Raw genomic sequence first — 17,392 nt, forward strand, 5'->3', positions numbered from 1 at the left:
GTTGCATACATCCGACGCAATCATGGCTCTAGACGGCGACATGGCTCCGCAGGCACCGACAACAAACCAACCGCTTTTCAGCGAACCCGGCGCTCGTGACGGGCGCCGGCTGCTTGCGCTGCCAGGCGTGATCGCCGTCGTCGGCGCGCTGATGACGGCGGCGATCTCGTTCGCCATCCTCGTTGGCGCCACGCCGATCACACCGAACGAGTCGACTACGCTGGCGTTGATTGCCCTCAACACGGCTTTCGTCCTGTTTCTTATCGCGCTGGTCGGGCGTGAGGTGCACCGCATCCTGATGGCGCGCCGGCATGGCAAGGCCGCTTCGCGGCTGCATGTGCGCATTGTCGCCATGTTCGCCCTGGTTGCCGCCATTCCAGCCATCATGGTGGCCATCATCGCCTCGATCACGCTCGACATCGGCCTCGACCGCTGGTTCGAGATCCGCACCAAGACGATCGTCAATTCATCGCTGTCGATCGCCGACGCCTATGTCCAGGAAAATGCCCGCAACCTCCAGGGCACGACGCTGTCCATGGCCTATGATCTCGATGCGTCGCGCACGCTCTACGGCCTTGATCGTACCGGCTTTCTCGACCTGATGAACAAGGAAGCCGTGGGCCGTTCGCTGGCCCATGCGGCGCTGATCAAGCCGGACGGCTCTTTCGTCATGAGCGCCAAGACCGATACGGATTTCGCCATGCCCGAGCCGCCGGAAGGCGCGGTGGCCAGCGCTACCGACGGCAAGCCGGTGCTGATCGAACCGAAAACGCGCAACATCATGGGTGCCATCGTCAAGCTGCGGGAGATCGAAGGACTCTACCTCTACACCATTCGGCTCGTCGACCCCGAAGTGATCAAGGCAAGGCAGATCGTCAGGTCCAACACCGACGAATATCGGGGGCTGGAAGATAACCGCCGTACCTCTCAGGTGGCCTTCGCGCTGCCCTATCTGTCGTTGACGCTCATCATTATCCTGTCCGCGATCTGGACCGGCATTGCGGTCGCCGACCGTCTGGTGCGGCCCATTCGCCAGCTCATCGGCGCCGCCGACGAGGTCGCGACCGGCAATCTCGACGTCGCGGTTCCCGTCAGGCCTTCGGACGGCGATGTCGCGTCGCTCGGCGATACGTTCAACAAGATGCTTCTCGAACTGAAATCGCAGCGCAATGAGATCCTGTCCGCCAAGGACCTGATCGATGAGAGGCGCCGCTTCTCGGAAGCCGTGCTTGCCGGCGTTACCGCCGGCGTCATCGGCGTCGATCCCTACGGCATCGTCACCATCGTCAACCGCTCGGCCGAGGCGATGCTGGCGATTTCGGCCAGCGCAGCCCTTGGGCAGAATCTTTCCGCCGTGCTGCCGCATGTCGGCCGCGTCTTCGAGATCGGCCGCAAGTCCGGCAAACCCGTCTATCGTGAGCAGGTGACCTTTTACCGCGCCGGTGCCGAGCGGACCTTCAACGTGCAGATCACGATCGAGGCCGGCGACGACGGCTCGGAGGAAAAATCCTATGTGGTGACGGTCGACGACATCACCGACCTGGTTCAGGCGCAGCGCTCGTCGGCCTGGGCGGACGTGGCGCGGCGTATCGCCCACGAGATCAAGAACCCGCTGACGCCGATCCAGCTCTCGGCCGAACGTATCAAGCGCCGTTACGGCAAGGTGATTACCGAGGACCGCGAGGTTTTCGACCAATGCACCGACACCATCATCCGTCAGGTTGAGGATATCGGCCGTATGGTGGACGAATTCTCGGCGTTCGCGCGCATGCCAAAGCCCGAGATGAAGGCGATAGATCTGCGCGAATCGCTGCGTGAGGCCTCGTTCCTGGTCGAGGTCAGCCGCGCCGACATCACTTTCGAGCGGATTTTCGGCACGGAGCCGCTAAAGGGCACTTTCGACAGCCGCTTGATGGCGCAGGCTTTCGGCAATGTGATCAAGAACGCCGCCGAGGCCATCGACGGATTGGAACAGAAGGACGGTTCGCACGGCATAATCCGGATTCAAGCCGGGCGCCAGAATGGTGCGATTCGAATCGACGTCATCGACAATGGCAAAGGCCTGCCGCGCGAGAATCGCCAACGGCTGCTCGAGCCCTACATGACCACACGCGAGAAGGGCACCGGACTTGGCCTCGCTATCGTCAAGAAGATCGTGGAGGACCATGGCGGCAGGCTGGAACTACACGATGCTCCAGCGGACTTCCACGATGGGCGCGGCGCGATGATCAGCATCATCCTGCCGCCTGCGGCCGCAACGGCTCCGCGCGGCGAAAGCAGGGCGGAAAACGAAAGAGAAACTGAAAAGGTCGGTAATGGCGTCTGATATTCTCATCGTCGATGACGAGGAAGACATCCGTGAACTCGTCGCGGGCATACTGAGCGACGAAGGTCACGAAACCCGCACGGCATTCGATGCCGACAGCGCGCTCGCTGCTATAGCTGATCGCGCGCCGCGGCTGATTTTCCTCGATATCTGGCTGCAGGGCTCGCGCCTGGACGGGCTGGCGCTGCTCGACGAGATCAAGACCATGCATCCGACCTTGCCGGTGGTGATGATTTCCGGCCACGGCAACATCGAAACGGCGGTCTCCGCCATCCGCCGCGGCGCCTATGACTTCATCGAAAAACCGTTCAAGGCCGACAGGCTGATCCTTATTGCCGAGCGTGCGCTGGAGACCTCGAAATTGCGGCGCGAGGTTTCCGACCTCAAGCTGCGCAGCGGCGAAACCTTCGATCTGATCGGCATGTCGTCGGCGATGAGCCAGTTGCGCCAGACCATCGAACGCGTCGCGCCGACCAACAGCCGCGTGATGATCATCGGACCGTCTGGCTCGGGCAAGGAACTTGCCGCGCGCGCCATCCACACGCTGTCGGCGCGCAAGAGCGCACCTTTCGTGACGCTGAGCGCCGCCAACATCACGCCCGAGCGCATGGAGATCGAGCTGTTCGGCACCGAATCGAATGGCGTCGAGCGCAAGGTCGGGGCGCTGGAGGAGGCCCATCGCGGTATCCTCTACATCGACGAGGTGGCCGACATGCCGCGCGAGACGCAGAACAAGATCCTGCGCGTGCTGGTCGAGCAGCAGTTCGAGCGGGTAGGGGGAACCAAGCGGGTCAAGGTCGATGTCCGCATCATCTCCTCGACCTCGCAGAACCTCGAAGCGATGATTGCCGACGGGCGTTTTCGCGAGGATCTTTACCATCGCCTCGCGGTGGTTCCGGTCATCGTGCCGGGATTGGCCGAGCGGCGCGAGGATATTCCCTACCTCGTCGATAATTTCATGAAGCAGATCGCCCGCCAGGCCGGCATCAAGCCGCGCCGCATCGGCGACGACGCGCTGGCCGTGCTGCAGGCGCACAACTGGCCGGGCAACGTTCGCCAGCTGCGCAACAATGTCGAGCGCCTGATGATCCTTGCGCGCGGCGACGACGTCGATGCGCCGATCACCGCCGACCTGTTGCCGGCCGAGATCGGCGATGTCATGCCGCGCACGCCGAATCAATCCGACCAGCACATCATGGCGCTGCCGTTGCGCGAAGCGCGTGAGCAGTTCGAGAAGGATTACCTGATCGCCCAGATCAACCGGTTCGGCGGCAACATCTCGAAGACCGCCGAGTTCATCGGCATGGAGCGCTCCGCTCTGCATCGCAAGCTGAAGTCGCTGGGCGTCTGAGCGCGACATATCCAGCCGCCGCGCCCGGGCCGAGCATTTGCCGGTTACGGCGGCGGTGGAATCGCATAAGAAAGCCCCGAGAATATCTAGAGGTTGCCCATGCCGCGCATTGCCTATGTCAACGGGCGCTATGTCACGCACGCCGATGCCGCCGTCCATATCGAGGACCGTGGCTATCAGTTCGCCGACGGTGTCTATGAGGTCTGCGAGGTGGCGCGTGGTTTCATCGTCGACATGCCGCGCCATCTGTCCCGGCTGAACCGCTCGCTGACCGAATTGTCGATCGCCTGGCCGGTCACCTCCCGCGTGCTGCCACTCATTCTGCGCGAGGTGGTCAATCGCAACCAGGTCGCCAATGGCCTGGTCTACGTGCAGGTGACGCGCGGCGTGGCCAGCCGCGACTTCGCCTTCCCTTCCGCCGACACGAAGCCGGCCCTGGTAGTCACCGCCAGGAAGGCCGACCCAGCGGCTGGAGCGAAGCGAGCCGAGACCGGCATCGCGGTCATCACCGTGCCGGAGAACCGCTGGGACCGCGTCGACATCAAGACCGTCGGGCTGCTGCCCAATGTATTGGCCAAGCAGAAGGCCAAGGAAGCCGGTGCGCAGGAAGCCTGGTTCGTCGACGATGAAGGCAACGTAAAAGAAGGCGGCTCGTCCAATGCCTGGATCATCACCCGGGACGGCGTCCTGGTCACCAGGCCGGCCGAGCACGGCATCTTGCGCGGCATCACCCGCACGACCATGTTCGAAGTGGCGGCCAAGCTTGGCCTGAAGATCGAGGAGCGCGGCTTTTCCGTCGCCGAGGCCAAGGCGGCACGCGAGGCGTTCATCAGCTCCGCAACGACAATCGCCATGCCGGTGGTGGCCATCGACGGCGATACGGTCGCCAATGGGCACCCCGGCTCAATAACACTTTCGTTGCGGCAGGCCTTTTTTGACATTGCGGAAAAAAGTCCAGCCTGATAACCGCACAGGTGGAATGAACATCAATATATCTCGTTCTGCTTGTCGTTACTGACGACAAGACGGTGTTTGCGAGCTTGACATGCGCCCGTTAATTTGGCGCATTGGCTTGCAAACCGAAGGGGATCGGCGAAAGACAAGAACAATGGCGGAACGATCGCAAAACCTTCAGGACCTGTTCCTGAATTCAGTTCGCAAGAGCAAGAACCCGCTCACCATCTTCCTCATCAACGGCGTGAAGCTGACCGGCGTGGTCACTTCGTTCGACAATTTCTGTGTCCTGCTGCGCCGCGACGGTCACTCCCAGCTCGTCTACAAGCACGCCATTTCCACGATCATGCCGAGCCAGCCGGTTCAGATGTTCGATGGCGAGGAAAGCCAGGGCGCCTGATTGGCACGTGAGAAAGACGCGGACGCCACCGTTCGCGGAAAACCAACACATCATCCCGGGACGGAAGCCAAGGGCCCGACCCGGGCCGTTGTCATTGTGCCCGTCCTTACCCGCCACCAGCGCAACGACGACGAGACCAACCGTCCTCGGTTGATGCGTTCGGCTGATGCTCGTCATGACGAGGCAGTTGGCCTTGCCCGCGCCATCAACCTCGACCTGGTCCACACTGCGGTGGTTACCATCAACGATCCGCGCCCGGCGACGTTGCTCGGCAGCGGCAAGGTCGCCGAATTCGCCGAAATCGTCAAAGAGGGACACGCGGAGGTGGTCGTCGTCGACCATCCGCTGACCCCGGTGCAGCAACGCAATCTGGAGAAGGAGCTGAACGCCAAGGTGCTGGACCGCACCGGGCTGATCCTCGAGATCTTCGGCGAGCGCGCGCGCACCAAGGAAGGCACGCTGCAGGTCGAGCTCGCCCATCTCAACTACCAGAAGGGCCGCCTCGTGCGCAGCTGGACCCATCTGGAGCGCCAGCGCGGTGGCGCCGGCTTCCTCGGGGGCCCCGGCGAAACGCAGATCGAATCCGACCGGCGGCAGTTGCAGGAAAAGATCATCAAGCTGAAGCAGGAGCTGGAAACGGTGCGGCGCACGCGCGACCTGCACCGCGCCAAGCGCAGGAAGGTGCCGTTCCCGGTGGTGGCGATCGTCGGCTACACCAACGCCGGCAAGTCGACGCTGTTCAACCGGCTGACCGGAGCAGACGTGCTGGCGCAGGACATGCTGTTCGCCACGCTCGACCCGACGCTTCGGCGCGTACGCCTGCCGCACGGCACGCCGATCATCCTATCTGACACTGTGGGTTTCATCTCGGATCTGCCGACGCATCTGATCGCGGCTTTCCGCGCAACCCTGGAAGAGGTGGTCGAGGCCGATCTCGTGCTTCATCTGCGCGACATTTCCGATCCGGACACTGCGGCACAAGCGGAAGATGTCGAACGCATCCTGGCCGACCTCGGTGTCGACGCCGGCGACGCCAAGCGCGTGATCGAAGTGTGGAACAAGATCGACCGGCTCGACGAGGGCAACCGGACCCGGCTGCTTGCAGACGGCGCCAATGCCAGCAAGGCGCCGCCGATTGCGGTGTCGGCTGTCACCGGCGAGGGCATCGATGCGCTGAAGGCAATCATCGAAACGCGGATGGCGGGCGAGCTCGAAGACCTGACGGTGACGATCGAGCCGGCACAGTTCGGCCTTGTCGACTGGCTTTACCGCAATGGCGATGTCGTTTCGCGAAGCGACAATGATGACGGCAGCGCCACCATCTCGCTCAAGGCCACGCAAAGCGCCCGCGAAGAGATCGAAAGCAGATTGCGTCGTAAAAACAACGGCTAATGTAACTTACTTCGCGGTCTTTGCTTCCTGCCAGAGCGCTTCCATCTCGGCCAGATCAGCCTTGTCCAGCGTGTTTCCGGCTTTTCCCAGTGCCTGTTCGACATAATGGAAACGCGAGCGGAATTTTTCGTTGGTGCCGCTCAGCGCTGCTTCGGAATCGAGCTTGAGATGACGGCCGAGATTGACGACGGCAAACAGCATGTCGCCGAACTCGTCTTTGATCGAGGCGGTGTCGCCTTTGGCCAGTGCCTCGCGCAACTCGCCGATCTCTTCCTCGATCTTGTCGAGGATGGGCGCTGCCTCGCTCCAGTCGAAGCCGACGCGGGCGGCTTTCTCCTGAAGTTTCAGTGCCCGGGTCAGCGCGGGCAGGGCGACCGGCACGCTGTCCAAAAACCCCTTGCCGTTGTCTTCGGGATCGAGACCGCGGGCGAGGCGAGCGCTTCGCTTCTCCGCCTTCTCTTCGGCCTTGATCTTTTCCCACATGCCCTTGGCCATGCCGGCGCTGCGGGCTTTCTCGTCACCAAAGACATGCGGATGGCGGCGGATCATCTTCGTCGTGATGGCTTGCACCACGTCAGAGAAGGCGAATTCACCGGCTTCCTCGGCCATTTGCGCGTGGTAGACGACCTGCAGCAGAAGATCGCCGAGCTCGTCGCGCAGATCGTCGAGGTCGCCGCGCGCGATGGCGTCCGCCACCTCATAGGCTTCCTCGATCGTATAGGGCGCAATGGTCGAGAAATCCTGTTCGATGTCCCAGGGGCAGCCAGTCTTCGGCGCCCGCAGCGCCGCCATGATCTCGATCAGGCGCGAAATGTCTTTCGATGGCGTCATCTAGAGCTATTCCAGGAAAAGTGTGAAACGGTTTTCTGTCCGGAATTGCGTCAAAACAGTCTATCGGATGCTATCCCGCGACCGGCCGCGCGGCCAACGCTGTCAGCCGGCGCGGAAGCCTTGTCCACAGATGAGCCGCGTCAATCAAGAACCGAAACGATCGCCTTGGCGAGTTCGTCCATGCCGTCCTCGGGCAGGCCGGCGACATTGATGCGGCTGTCGCCGACCATGTAGACGCCGTGCTCGGCACGCAGCCGCTCGACCTGCGCTTCCGTGAGGCCAAGGCGGGAGAACATGCCGCGATGGCTGGCGACGAAGTCGAAGCGGTCGGAATTGGACTGCCGGCGCAACGCTTCGGCGAATTGCACCCGAAGCCTGAGCATGCGCAGCCGCATCTCTTCGAGCTCGGCTTCCCAGTCGGCGCGCAAGGTGGCGTCTTCGAGCACGATGCGCACGGCCGCCGCACCATGGTCCGGCGGCATCGAATACATGGCGCGCGCCGCCGACAGCATCTGGCTCATCGCCACATCCGCCTGTGCGCCGTCCCTGGCCAGGATCATCGCCGCGCCGACGCGGTCGCGGTAGACGGCGAAATTCTTCGAGCAGCTCGACGCCACCACCATCTCCGGAACTTTCGCCGCCAGCAGGCGCAAGCCGAGGGCATCGGCCTCAAGGCCATCGCCAAAGCCCTGATAGGCGATGTCGACAAACGGCAGCAGCTCGCGCTCGACGACCAGATCGGTAACGGCTGCCCACTGTGCCGCATCCAGATTGGCGCCGGTCGGGTTGTGGCAGCAGCCATGCAGCAACACGACGTCGCCGCTCTTTGCCGTCCGCAACGCGGCCAGCATGTCGTCGAAACGAACGGCGCCCGAGGCCGCATCGAAATAGGGATATTCACGGATCTGCAGGCCGGCGGCGCGCATCACCGGCATGTGGTTCGGCCAGGTCGGATCCGATAGCCAGATGGTTGCATCCGAGCGCGTCCGCTTCAGCAGTTCCGCCACCAGCCGCAGCGCGCCGGAACCGCCGGGCGCCTGTGCGGCGCGGATGCGCGTCATGTCGGCGCCTGGACCGAAGGCGAGCTTGGCCATCACTGTGTTGAAGCCGGTATCGCCGGCAAGGCCGAGATAGGTCTTGGTGTCCTGACCCTCCAAGAGCCGCTTTTCGGCTTCGCGCACGGCGCGCATGACCGGCGTCTTGCCGTCGCGATCCTTGTAGACGCCGACGCCGAGGTCGACCTTGTCGGGGCGCGGATCGGCGCGATAAAGGCCGATCAGGGCCAGGATCTTGTCGGCGGGGGCGGGCTGCAGGGCTTCAAACATCGATACGGCTCCAATGGCGGCGGAGTGATACGCAAATCGGTCACGTTTCGCCAGCGGTTTTAGCTGGGTGATCCAGCCCTAGACGGGGGTGCCGGGAAGCCTGCTCTGCACGCTCCTGTGATGTGGACGGGGTTTGATGCGGAACCCATTGATGCGCGTGGGAAAATGACCAGCCGGCATTAACAGCGCCACCACGCCATCGTCCGCGTCGGCATGAGCGCTTCTGTGCGCAAATTTCGGCTTTGCCACGGCCAGTGGTCAGCCCCCACCGTGCCTGTCTTTCACAGCCTGCCGCAACAGATAGGCGACCGCGCTCAGCACCATCAAGGCCAGCCCGAACCATGTCAGGGCATAGGCCAGATGGTTGTTGTGGAACGAAACCACCGTCAAGCCGCCGACCGGCCACCCTCCCGGATTGGGCGTGGCATCGGCATCGATGAAATAAGGAGCGACCTGCCCGAGGCCTTGCGTCGTGGCGATCGCCTGCACATCGCGCGAATACCAGCGGTTGGCGGCCGGATCGTTGTTACGCAGGAAGCCGCCTTTCGGTTCGCTGATGCGCAACAGGCCGTGAATTCCGGTGTGATCGCCCGAGGGCTTGCCTGCGAAGCGGGTTGCCGGATCGCGCTTGTCCGTCGGCACGAAGCCCCTGTTCACCAGAATCGTGAAGCCATCATCCGCTCGGAACGGCGACATTACCCAGAAGCCCCCGCCGAGATCGGTGACCGCCTGGACCAGGGTCTCGCGATCACCGAGAAACCGGCCCGTGACGGCAAGCTGGCGATACTCGCCATCCCTGGCGTTGATCGCTGGCCAGGCCGAAGGCGCCGGGGCGGCCACAGGTACTGCCTTGAGACGCTGGTCGACACGCTCGATCAGGTCGAGTTTCCAGACGCGGCGCTCCAGCTGCCAGACACCAAGCGCCGAAAAGCCGGTGATGCCGATGGCCCCGCAAAGGCAAAGCACCAACAGCGTCCATGGTGAACGCGTAACCCTTTGGCCGTCGCCTGTATTCGAATGCGGTATCGTCCGTGCCTGTTCGTCCAAAGCCAGGTCCCTCTCTCAGGGTATCTGACTCATGTCATGGCCGGGCATCATGTTGACGTTCAGATGGTACATGACCCAGAGTGAGCCCGTCAGCGCGATCACCACCAGGATGAGGGTGAAGATCAGGGCCATCATGGTCCAGCCGCTCTCCGACCTGGTGTTCATATGCAGAAAGAACACCATGTGGACGATGATTTGCACGACGGCGAAGGCCATGATGGCAATCGCCGACGCCATCTGATTGCCGAGCGCGTTGGTCATGACCAGCCAGAAGGGAATGGCGGTCAGCACGACGGACAGGCCGAAGCCTGTCAGATAGCCGCGCAGCGAGCCGTGATCGACGCCGTGATGCGCGTGGCTCTGGTCGCTGGTGTCTGTTTGGTGCCCGGCGCTCATCGCAACATTCCCATCAGATAAACGAAGGTGAAGACGCCGATCCAGATGACGTCGAGGAAGTGCCAGAACATGCTCAGGCACATCAGGCGCCGCTGGTTCGCGGCGATCAGCCCGTGCCTGGAGACCTGCACCATCAGCACCACCAGCCAGACCAGGCCGAAGGTGACGTGCAGGCCGTGCGTTCCGACCAGCGTGAAGAACGACGACAGGAAGCCGCTGCGCTGCGGCGTCGCCCCCTCGTGGATGAAATGGGCGAATTCGTAGAGTTCGATGCTGAGAAAGGCGAGGCCGAACAGGCCAGTGATCACCAGCCACACCTGCATGGGCTTCACCCTTCCCTTCGCCATCTCCAGCATCGCGAAGCCGTAAGTGATGGAGGACAGGAGCAGCATGGTGGTGTTGAGCGCGACCAGCGGAAGATCGAACAGGTCCTTCGGCGCGGGTCCGGCCGCGTAATTGCCACCGAGCACGCCGTAGACCGCGAACAGCATCGCGAAGATGAGGCAGTCGCTCATCAGATAGATCCAGAAGCCGAGCATGGTGCTGCTGCCGCTCTCGGCATGGCCGTGGTCGTCTTCCAGGTGGAAGACCGTGTCGTCGATCACCGTGTCGGCGTGTGCCATGGTGCTTATCCCGCCTGGCTGGTGGCTGCGAGCAGGCGTGTCCGCTCGTCCTCGACGCGGGTGACGTCACTGGACGGAATGTGGAAGTCCCGGTCGTAGTTGAAAGTATGCGCGATGGCGTAGCCGATCAGGGCGACGAAGCTGACGATCGCCAGCCACCAAATGTACCAGATGAGCGCCATGGCAAGCACCACGCTCAACCCGGCCAGGATGACGCCGGCTCCGGTGTTGCGCGGCATGTGGATGTCACGGAAGCCCGTCAGAGGGCGCTGGTAGCCGCGCTTCTTCATGTCCGCCCAGGTGTCGAGATCATGGACGACCGGGGTGAAGGCGAAATTGTAGGCCGGCGGCGGCGAGGACGTCGCCCATTCGAGCGTACGCCCGTCCCACGGATCGCCGGTATCGTCGCGAAGCTGCTCGCGCCGGCGCACGCTGACGAAGATCTGGATGAGGAAGGACAGGATGCCAAGCAGGATCAGGAAGGCGCCGAAGGCGGCGATGATGAACCAGATCTGCAGCGAGGGATCCTCAAAGGTGCGCAGCCGGCGCGTTACGCCCATCAAGCCGAGGATGTAGAGCGGCATGAAGGCGAACCAGAAGCCGACCACCCAGAACCAGAACGACATGTTTCCCCAGAACGGATCAAGCCGGAATCCGAATGCCTTGGGGAACCAGTAGCTGATGCCGGCAAACAGGCCGAACAGCACGCCGCCGATGATGACGTTGTGGAAATGCGCGACCAGGAACAGGCTGTTGTGGAGCACGAAGTCGGCTGGCGGAACCGCGAGCAGCACGCCGGTCATGCCGCCGACCACGAAGGTCAGCATGAAGGCGACCGTCCACATCATCGGCAGTTCGAAGCGGATGCGGCCGCGGTACATGGTGAACAACCAGTTGAATATCTTGGCGCCTGTCGGGATCGAAATGATCATCGTTGTGATGCCGAAGAACGAGTTGACGCTCGCTCCCGATCCCATGGTGAAGAAGTGATGCAGCCAGACCAGGTAGGACAGGATGGTGATGACGATGGTTGCATAGACCATCGATGTGTAGCCGAAGAGCCGCTTGCCGCAGAAGGCCGAGGTCACTTCGGAAAATATGCCGAAGGCCGGCAGGATCAGGATGTAGACCTCGGGGTGGCCCCAGATCCAGATCAGGTTCACGTACATCATCGGATTGCCGCCGAAGTCGTTCGTGAAGAAGTTGGTGCCGACATAACGGTCGAGAGCCAGCAGGGCCAGCACCGCCGTCAGCACCGGGAAGGCGGCGACGATGAGCACATTGGTGCAGAGCGCGGTCCAGGTGAAGATCGGCATTCTCATCATGGTCATGCCTGGCGCGCGCATCTTGACGATGGTGCAGACCAGGTTCACGCCCGACAGCAGCGTGCCGACGCCCGCCACTTGCAGGGCCCAGATATAATAATCGACACCGACATCGGGACTGTAGCCGATACCCGACAGCGGCGGATAGGCAAGCCAGCCGGTGCGGGCAAATTCGCCGACGAACAGCGACATCATGACGATGACCGCGCCGCCGACCGTCATCCAGAAGCTGAAATTGTTGAGGAACGGAAACGACACGTCGCGCGCGCCGATCTGCAGCGGGACGACGAAATTCATCAGGCCCGTCACCAGCGGCATCGCCACGAAGAAGATCATGATCACGCCGTGCGCGGTGAAGATCTGGTCGTAGTGATGCGAATTGAGGTAGCCTTCCGAACCGCCGAAGGCCATCGCCTGCTGGAGCCGCATCATGATGGCGTCGCTGAAGCCGCGCAGCAGCATGACGATGCCGAGCACCATGTACATCACACCGATGCGCTTGTGGTCGACGCTGGTGAACCATTCGCGCCACAGATAGCCCCAGAGCTTGAAATAGGTCAGCGCGCCGACGAGGGCGATGCCGCCCAGCGCGACGACTACGAAGGTCGCGACCACGATGGGTTCGTGCAGCGGCAGCGACTCGAGCGTGAGCCGGCCGAAGATCGCCTTGAGAAGAGCAGGATTGTCGAACATGTCTTGCGTGGCGCCTCAGGAGTTGAAGGGCGACCGAAGCGTGCCGGTTGCGGAAGGTGACGGCAGTCGGATCGACAGGGGCGGTGGCCGTTGCAGACCAGCGCCGACTATCGGCGTCGAGGTCATCGGCGTGACGGATTGATCGGCCTTCGAAGCCGCCAGTGCTTCTTCGGTCGTGCATATGCTGGCGACATAGGATGGGGCAGGGCCGAATATCGTGCCGCGCCGGGCGAACTTGTCATACAGCAGCGGCAGGGTGTTGCGGATGCCGGCCATTCCCAGACCGCCCTTGGCATCGATCTGCGACATCTCGCTCATGCACATCTTGCCGGGCTCGACGCACATGTTGAGGATCGCCTTGTAGAGATCGGCATCCACCGCCGCATAGTGGCGCACGGGTTGGTTCTCGCTGGGCTGTTCGAGCTCCAGATAGCCGTTTCGGTCGAGCTTGCCGCCGCCGTCCTTTGCCTTCGCGATCCATGCCTGGAAACCGGCATCGTCTAGGCCGTGGAACGCGAAGCGCATTCCCGAGAAGCCGGCGCCGCTGTAGTTGGCGGAGAACCCTTCATAGTCGCCGGACTTGTTTATGACGGCGTGCAGCCTGGTTTCCATACCCGGCATTGCATAGATCTGGCCGGCCAGTGCTGGAATGTAGAAGGAGTTCATCACCGATGCGGAGGTGATGCGAAAGCTGATCGGCCGGTCGACCGGCGCAGCCAGTTCGTTGACCATGGCGACCCCGTAGTCCGGATAGATGAACAGCCATTTCCAGTCGAGCGCGACGACTTCGACCTCAAGCGGGCGCACGTCCGGCGGCAGCGGCTTGCCGGCCGCTACACGTCCGATCGGACGATAGGGGTCGAGCAGATGGGTGCCCATCCAGGTCACTGCGCCCAGGCAGATGATGATCAGAAGCGGCACAGCCCAAATGACGAGTTCGAGGTGGGTCGAGTGGTCCCAATCCGGCTCGTAGCGCGCCTCGCGGTTGGACTGGCGGTATCGCCAGGCAAAGAATATGGTGAGAGCCATCACCGGTATGATGACGATCAGCATCAGTGCCGTGGACACCATCAGCAGGTCGCGCTGCTGCGCGGCAACGTCGCCGGCAGGGTTCATGACGACCATGCTGCAGGAGCCGAGCGATGCCAGCAGGGGCAGCAGGAAAAGGGTACGGAGACGGCTCAATGTTTGACCTGTCGGTTGTTCCCCCCAGTGCTAGCCGTACCGCGGCAATGAAGGCATTGGACAATTTGTCCAATGCCGCAATGACGCGGCAGGCGTCATCAAAGCACCTGGCCCGCGCACATGGCAAGCGATCGTATGAGACCGCGGCGGGGCGACGGAGAATGCTGTGAGCCCAACTTCGAAGATCGAAGCCGACGCAAGACGGATAAACGCGCGCCATCATGAGGTGAAGCCCGGCGAAATCGCCGTTGGCGTCATCATCGGCAGGACGTCGGAATTCTTCGACTTCTTCGTCTACGCGATCGCTTCCGTCATCGTTTTTCCGAAGCTCGTATTTCCTTATGCCGACCCGTTGACCGGCACGCTCTACTCCTTCGCCATCTTCGCGCTTGCCTTCATCGCGCGGCCGATCGGGACGGCGATCTTCACCGCGCTCGACCGCGCCTACGGCCGCAGCGCCAAGCTCACCATCGCACTGTTCCTGCTGGGGACCTCGACCGTGTCGATCGCCTTCGTGCCCGGTTACGACCAGATCGGCCCGGCTTCGGCCTGGCTGCTGGCCATGTTTCGGATCGGTCAGGGACTGGCGCTGGGCGGGACATGGGATGGACTTGCCTCGCTGCTGGCGTTGAATGCGCCCGAAAAGCGCCGCGGCTGGTATGCGATGATCCCGCAGCTGGGCGCACCACTCGGGCTCATCGTTGCCAGCGCCTTGTTTGCATATTTCGTCGGCAACCTGTCGGCCGAAGACTTCTTCAGCTGGGGTTGGCGCTATCCTTTCTTCGTCGCCTTCGCCATCAATGTCGTCGCCCTGTTCGCACGGCTGCGCATCGTGGTGACGCCGGAATACACCAAACTGTTCGAAGGCCAGGAACTGGAGCCGACTTCCGTCCGCGAGACATTGCGCGCCGAAGGGCGCACTGTCGTGCTCGGCGCCTTCGCGCCGCTGGCGAGCTTCGCCCTGTTCCACATGGTGACGGTGTTTCCTCTGTCCTGGATTTTCCTGTTCACGCGCGAGGGACCGGCCCGGTTCCTGGTCATCGAGACGATCGGAGCCTTCTTCGGCCTGGCGGCAATCGCGATCTCGGGCTTCGTCGCCGACCGGGTTGGGCGCTGGCCCTTGCTAGGAGGCTCGGCGGTGGCCATCGCCGTTTTCAGCGGTTTCGCGCCACAGCTGCTCGATGGCGGCTTCGTCGGAGAGTCCGTCTTCATGGTATTGGGCTTCGTCCTGCTCGGCCTGTCGTTCGGCCAGTCTTCAGGAGCACTCGCCTCGAACTTTTCAAAGACCTACCGCTATACAGGTGCTGCGCTGACCTCGGACCTCGCCTGGCTGTTCGGCGCCGGCTTCGCCCCCATAGTCGCCCTGTTCCTGTCCGCCCATTTCGGGCTGATCTCGTCAGGCGCCTATCTGTTGTCGGGAGCGCTGTGCACGTTGCTGGCGCTGAGGCTCAACCAGCGCCTGGATCGGACGCCCGCTTGAGTGACCTGCTTGGCCAGGGCTGGGGACCTCCCGGCCCAATGACTCTGCACGACAAGACCAACAAACAGAATTTCCTGCTTCTGATCCAACTGCGCTGGATCGCGGTCGGTGGTCAGATCGTGACGATCCTGTTCGTCCGCTACGCGCTTGGCATCGGCCTGCCGCTGGTGCCGATGGCGGTGGTGATCCTGCTGCTGATCGCTCTCAATGTCGCCAGCCTGCGCCGGCACAGCAGCCAGGACGCGATCACCAACACCGAGCTGTTTCTTGGGCTGCTGCTCGACGTCACCGCGTTGACGGTCCAGCTTTACCTGAGCGGCGGCGCGTCCAATCCCTTCATTTCGCTTTACCTGCTCCAGGTCATCCTGGGCGCGGTGCTGCTGGAGACATGGTCGGTCTGGGCCCTTGTTCTCATTGCAAGCACGTGCTTCATCGCGCTGACCACTTTCTACCGTGAGATCAGCCTGCCCGCCGCACACGGTGCCGGGCTGTTCAGCTTGCACATCCAAGGCATGTTCATCTGTTTCGTCCTGGCGGCAACGCTTCTGGTGCTGTTCATCACCAGGGTCCAGAACAACATTCGCACCCGCGACGCCCATCTTGCGGATTTGCGCCAGCAGTCGGCGGAGGAGGCTCACATCGTCAGGATGGGCCTGCTCGCCTCTGGCGCCGCGCATGAGCTCGGCACGCCGCTGGCCACGCTTTCGGTCATCCTCAACGACTGGCAGCGCATGCCGGCTCTCGAGGCCGATCCGGATCTGGCGCAGGAAATCCGGGAGATGCAGGGCCAGTTGGACCGTTGCAAGAAGATCGTTTCGGGAATCCTGATGTCGTCGGGCGAATTGCGCGGCGAAGGCACGGTTCGCACCTCCGTCGACACCTTCCTGGCGGAGCTGGTGGCCGAATGGAAATCGACACGGCTGCCGCAAGGTTTCGAATACACCAGGCGTTTCGGCGCCAACCAGGAGATCGTCTCCGATCCTGCGCTCAAACAGGTGATGTTCAATGTACTGGACAACGCACTTGAAGCGTCGCCTCTATGGGTCGGGTTGATCGTCAGCCGCCACGCGGACGATCTTATCGTCGAAGTTGTCGACGCGGGACCGGGATTTGAAGAAGCCATGCTTGCTGAATTCGGCAAGCCCTATACGTCGACCAAAAACCGGCCAGGTAGCGGGCTCGGCCTGTTTCTGGTCGTCAATGTCATCCGCAAGCTGGGGGGTAGCGTCACCGTAAGAAATAGAACCGAGGGGGGAGCTTCGGTTACGTTGCATCTGCCGCTGGCTGCTCTGTCTCCGCGAGGGCACAATGCCGACTAAACGCACGCTGTTGATCGTCGAGGACGACATCGCCTTTGCCAACGCACTGCGCCGGTCTTTCGAACGGCGTGACTACGAAACGCATAGCTGCCGGAGCGTCGACGGCGTGCATGCGCTGATCGGCACCGTTGCCTTCCAATATGCCGTCGTCGATCTCAAGCTTGCCAGCGGCTCGGGCCTGGAATGCGTCAGGGCGCTGCACGAGCACGATCCTGAAATGCGGATCGTCGTGTTGACCGGCTTTGCAAGCATCGCCACCGCTGTCGAGGCGATCAAGCTCGGCGCCTGCCAGTATCTTGCCAAGCCCGCCAACACCGACGACATTGAAGCCGCTTTCGGCCAGGTCGAGGGCAATGCTTCGGTGCCGCTCGCCGAGCGACCAACCTCGATAAAGAACCTCGAATGGGAGCGCATCCACGAAATGCTGGTGGAGGCCGACTTCAACATTTCCGAGACAGCACGACGGTTGGGCATGCACCGCCGGACGCTGGCGAGGAAGCTGGAGAAGAGGCGTGTGAAGTAGGCACGATCTACTGCATTCCAGTCGCCACATTGGGCCCACTGCCGCCATGCCTGCCGTCGATGCACCGATGGAAATCACCCGCACAACGATTCCGGGAGCTTGTATTTCTCGGCTTCATCATGCGGTTCCAGGGATAGCCGCTCGATGCTGCGAGGCGAGGGTAGAGGCGAACGATGTCCTCAAAGGGAAAAAATTGGCAGGGCAGGGATTAAAATCCCCACA

The 17,392-nt window shown here is 62.4% G+C and carries 15 protein-coding genes; 8 read left to right on the forward strand and 7 right to left on the reverse strand.

Going from position 1 to position 17,392, the window contains the following annotated elements; all coding sequences use genetic code 11:
* Positions 1-40: 40 nt before the first annotated feature.
* The 5 genes from NKJ11_RS18400 to hflX all read left to right on the forward strand — a co-directional run bounded on the left by NKJ11_RS18400 (position 41) and on the right by hflX (position 6,423).
* Positions 41-2,326, forward strand: a complete 2,286-nt coding sequence (locus NKJ11_RS18400; RefSeq protein WP_023812027.1) for a sensor histidine kinase NtrY-like — start codon at positions 41-43, stop codon at positions 2,324-2,326.
* Positions 2,316-3,677: a nitrogen assimilation response regulator NtrX gene (ntrX, locus tag NKJ11_RS18405; RefSeq protein ID WP_023812026.1), complete on the forward strand. Its 1,362-nt coding sequence runs from the start codon at positions 2,316-2,318 to the stop codon at positions 3,675-3,677. Before NKJ11_RS18400 ends, ntrX begins: the two co-directional genes overlap by 11 nt.
* Positions 3,678-3,776: 99 nt before the next feature.
* On the forward strand, positions 3,777-4,640 hold the full coding sequence (locus tag NKJ11_RS18410) for a D-amino-acid transaminase (RefSeq protein WP_352611736.1): 864 nt from the start codon (positions 3,777-3,779) through the stop codon (positions 4,638-4,640).
* A 145-nt stretch (positions 4,641-4,785) separates the two neighbouring features.
* Complete coding sequence (gene hfq / locus NKJ11_RS18415; protein ID WP_006202172.1) at positions 4,786-5,031, forward strand: RNA chaperone Hfq; 246 nt, start codon at positions 4,786-4,788, stop codon at positions 5,029-5,031.
* Complete coding sequence (hflX, locus tag NKJ11_RS18420; protein WP_352611737.1) at positions 5,032-6,423, forward strand: GTPase HflX; 1,392 nt, start codon at positions 5,032-5,034, stop codon at positions 6,421-6,423.
* Positions 6,424-6,429: 6 nt separating this feature from the next.
* Here hflX and mazG read toward each other — a convergent pair whose 3' ends face one another.
* From mazG to cyoA, 7 genes are all read right to left on the reverse strand, one after another.
* Positions 6,430-7,254 (reverse strand): nucleoside triphosphate pyrophosphohydrolase, encoded by an 825-nt coding sequence (gene mazG, locus NKJ11_RS18425; protein WP_023812023.1) that lies wholly within the window; start codon positions 7,252-7,254, stop codon positions 6,430-6,432.
* 140 nt (positions 7,255-7,394) lie between these two features.
* Complete coding sequence (locus tag NKJ11_RS18430; RefSeq protein ID WP_352611738.1) at positions 7,395-8,579, reverse strand: amino acid aminotransferase; 1,185 nt, start codon at positions 8,577-8,579, stop codon at positions 7,395-7,397.
* Between the two features lie 258 nt (positions 8,580-8,837).
* On the reverse strand, positions 8,838-9,545 hold the full coding sequence (locus NKJ11_RS18435; protein ID WP_352793900.1) for an SURF1 family protein: 708 nt from the start codon (positions 9,543-9,545) through the stop codon (positions 8,838-8,840).
* Between the two features lie 96 nt (positions 9,546-9,641).
* The gene (gene cyoD, locus NKJ11_RS18440; RefSeq protein ID WP_352611739.1) at positions 9,642-10,022 is read right to left on the reverse strand and encodes a cytochrome o ubiquinol oxidase subunit IV; all 381 of its coding nucleotides are present in this window, start codon (positions 10,020-10,022) and stop codon (positions 9,642-9,644) included.
* Positions 10,019-10,645, reverse strand: a complete 627-nt coding sequence (cyoC, locus tag NKJ11_RS18445; RefSeq protein WP_127270912.1) for a cytochrome o ubiquinol oxidase subunit III — start codon at positions 10,643-10,645, stop codon at positions 10,019-10,021. Before cyoC ends, cyoD begins: the two co-directional genes overlap by 4 nt.
* 5 nt (positions 10,646-10,650) lie before the next feature.
* On the reverse strand, positions 10,651-12,663 hold the full coding sequence (cyoB, locus tag NKJ11_RS18450; protein ID WP_352611740.1) for a cytochrome o ubiquinol oxidase subunit I: 2,013 nt from the start codon (positions 12,661-12,663) through the stop codon (positions 10,651-10,653).
* 15 nt (positions 12,664-12,678) lie between these two features.
* On the reverse strand, positions 12,679-13,848 hold the full coding sequence (gene cyoA, locus NKJ11_RS18455; protein ID WP_023812017.1) for a ubiquinol oxidase subunit II: 1,170 nt from the start codon (positions 13,846-13,848) through the stop codon (positions 12,679-12,681).
* A gap of 166 nt (positions 13,849-14,014) precedes the next feature.
* Between cyoA and NKJ11_RS18460 the strand changes: the two genes are divergently transcribed.
* From NKJ11_RS18460 to NKJ11_RS18470, 3 genes are read left to right on the forward strand one after another with little or no spacing between them, the layout of a single operon-like run.
* A complete protein-coding gene (locus NKJ11_RS18460) occupies positions 14,015-15,328 on the forward strand; it encodes an MFS transporter (RefSeq protein WP_023812016.1) in 1,314 nt (437 codons plus the stop codon).
* Positions 15,329-15,366: 38 nt separating this feature from the next.
* A complete protein-coding gene (locus tag NKJ11_RS18465; protein WP_031213491.1) occupies positions 15,367-16,647 on the forward strand; it encodes an ATP-binding protein in 1,281 nt (426 codons plus the stop codon).
* Positions 16,637-17,170, forward strand: a complete 534-nt coding sequence (locus NKJ11_RS18470; protein ID WP_023812014.1) for a response regulator transcription factor — start codon at positions 16,637-16,639, stop codon at positions 17,168-17,170. The genes NKJ11_RS18465 and NKJ11_RS18470 overlap by 11 nt, the downstream gene beginning before the upstream one ends.
* Positions 17,171-17,392: the final 222 nt, after the last annotated feature.

This window comes from Mesorhizobium sp. M0243 (assembly GCF_040321775.1).
GTDB lineage: Bacteria > Pseudomonadota > Alphaproteobacteria > Rhizobiales > Rhizobiaceae > Mesorhizobium.

What these genes read in the sequence shown, in the direction of transcription:
- NKJ11_RS18400 (WP_023812027.1), top strand. Translation starts at nt 41, where the DNA reads ATGGCTCCGCAGGCACCGACAACAAACCAACCGCTTTTCAGCGAACCC.
- ntrX (WP_023812026.1), top strand. Translation starts at nt 2,316, where the DNA reads ATGGCGTCTGATATTCTCATCGTCGATGACGAGGAAGACATCCGTGAA.
- NKJ11_RS18410 (WP_352611736.1), top strand. Translation starts at nt 3,777, where the DNA reads ATGCCGCGCATTGCCTATGTCAACGGGCGCTATGTCACGCACGCCGAT.
- hfq (WP_006202172.1), top strand. Translation starts at nt 4,786, where the DNA reads ATGGCGGAACGATCGCAAAACCTTCAGGACCTGTTCCTGAATTCAGTT.
- mazG (WP_023812023.1), bottom strand. Translation starts at nt 7,254, where the DNA reads ATGACGCCATCGAAAGACATTTCGCGCCTGATCGAGATCATGGCGGCG.
- NKJ11_RS18430 (WP_352611738.1), bottom strand. Translation starts at nt 8,579, where the DNA reads ATGTTTGAAGCCCTGCAGCCCGCCCCCGCCGACAAGATCCTGGCCCTG.
- cyoD (WP_352611739.1), bottom strand. Translation starts at nt 10,022, where the DNA reads ATGAGCGCCGGGCACCAAACAGACACCAGCGACCAGAGCCACGCGCAT.
- cyoC (WP_127270912.1), bottom strand. Translation starts at nt 10,645, where the DNA reads ATGGCACACGCCGACACGGTGATCGACGACACGGTCTTCCACCTGGAA.
- cyoB (WP_352611740.1), bottom strand. Translation starts at nt 12,663, where the DNA reads ATGTTCGACAATCCTGCTCTTCTCAAGGCGATCTTCGGCCGGCTCACG.
- NKJ11_RS18465 (WP_031213491.1), top strand. Translation starts at nt 15,367, where the DNA reads ATGACTCTGCACGACAAGACCAACAAACAGAATTTCCTGCTTCTGATC.
- NKJ11_RS18470 (WP_023812014.1), top strand. Translation starts at nt 16,637, where the DNA reads ATGCCGACTAAACGCACGCTGTTGATCGTCGAGGACGACATCGCCTTT.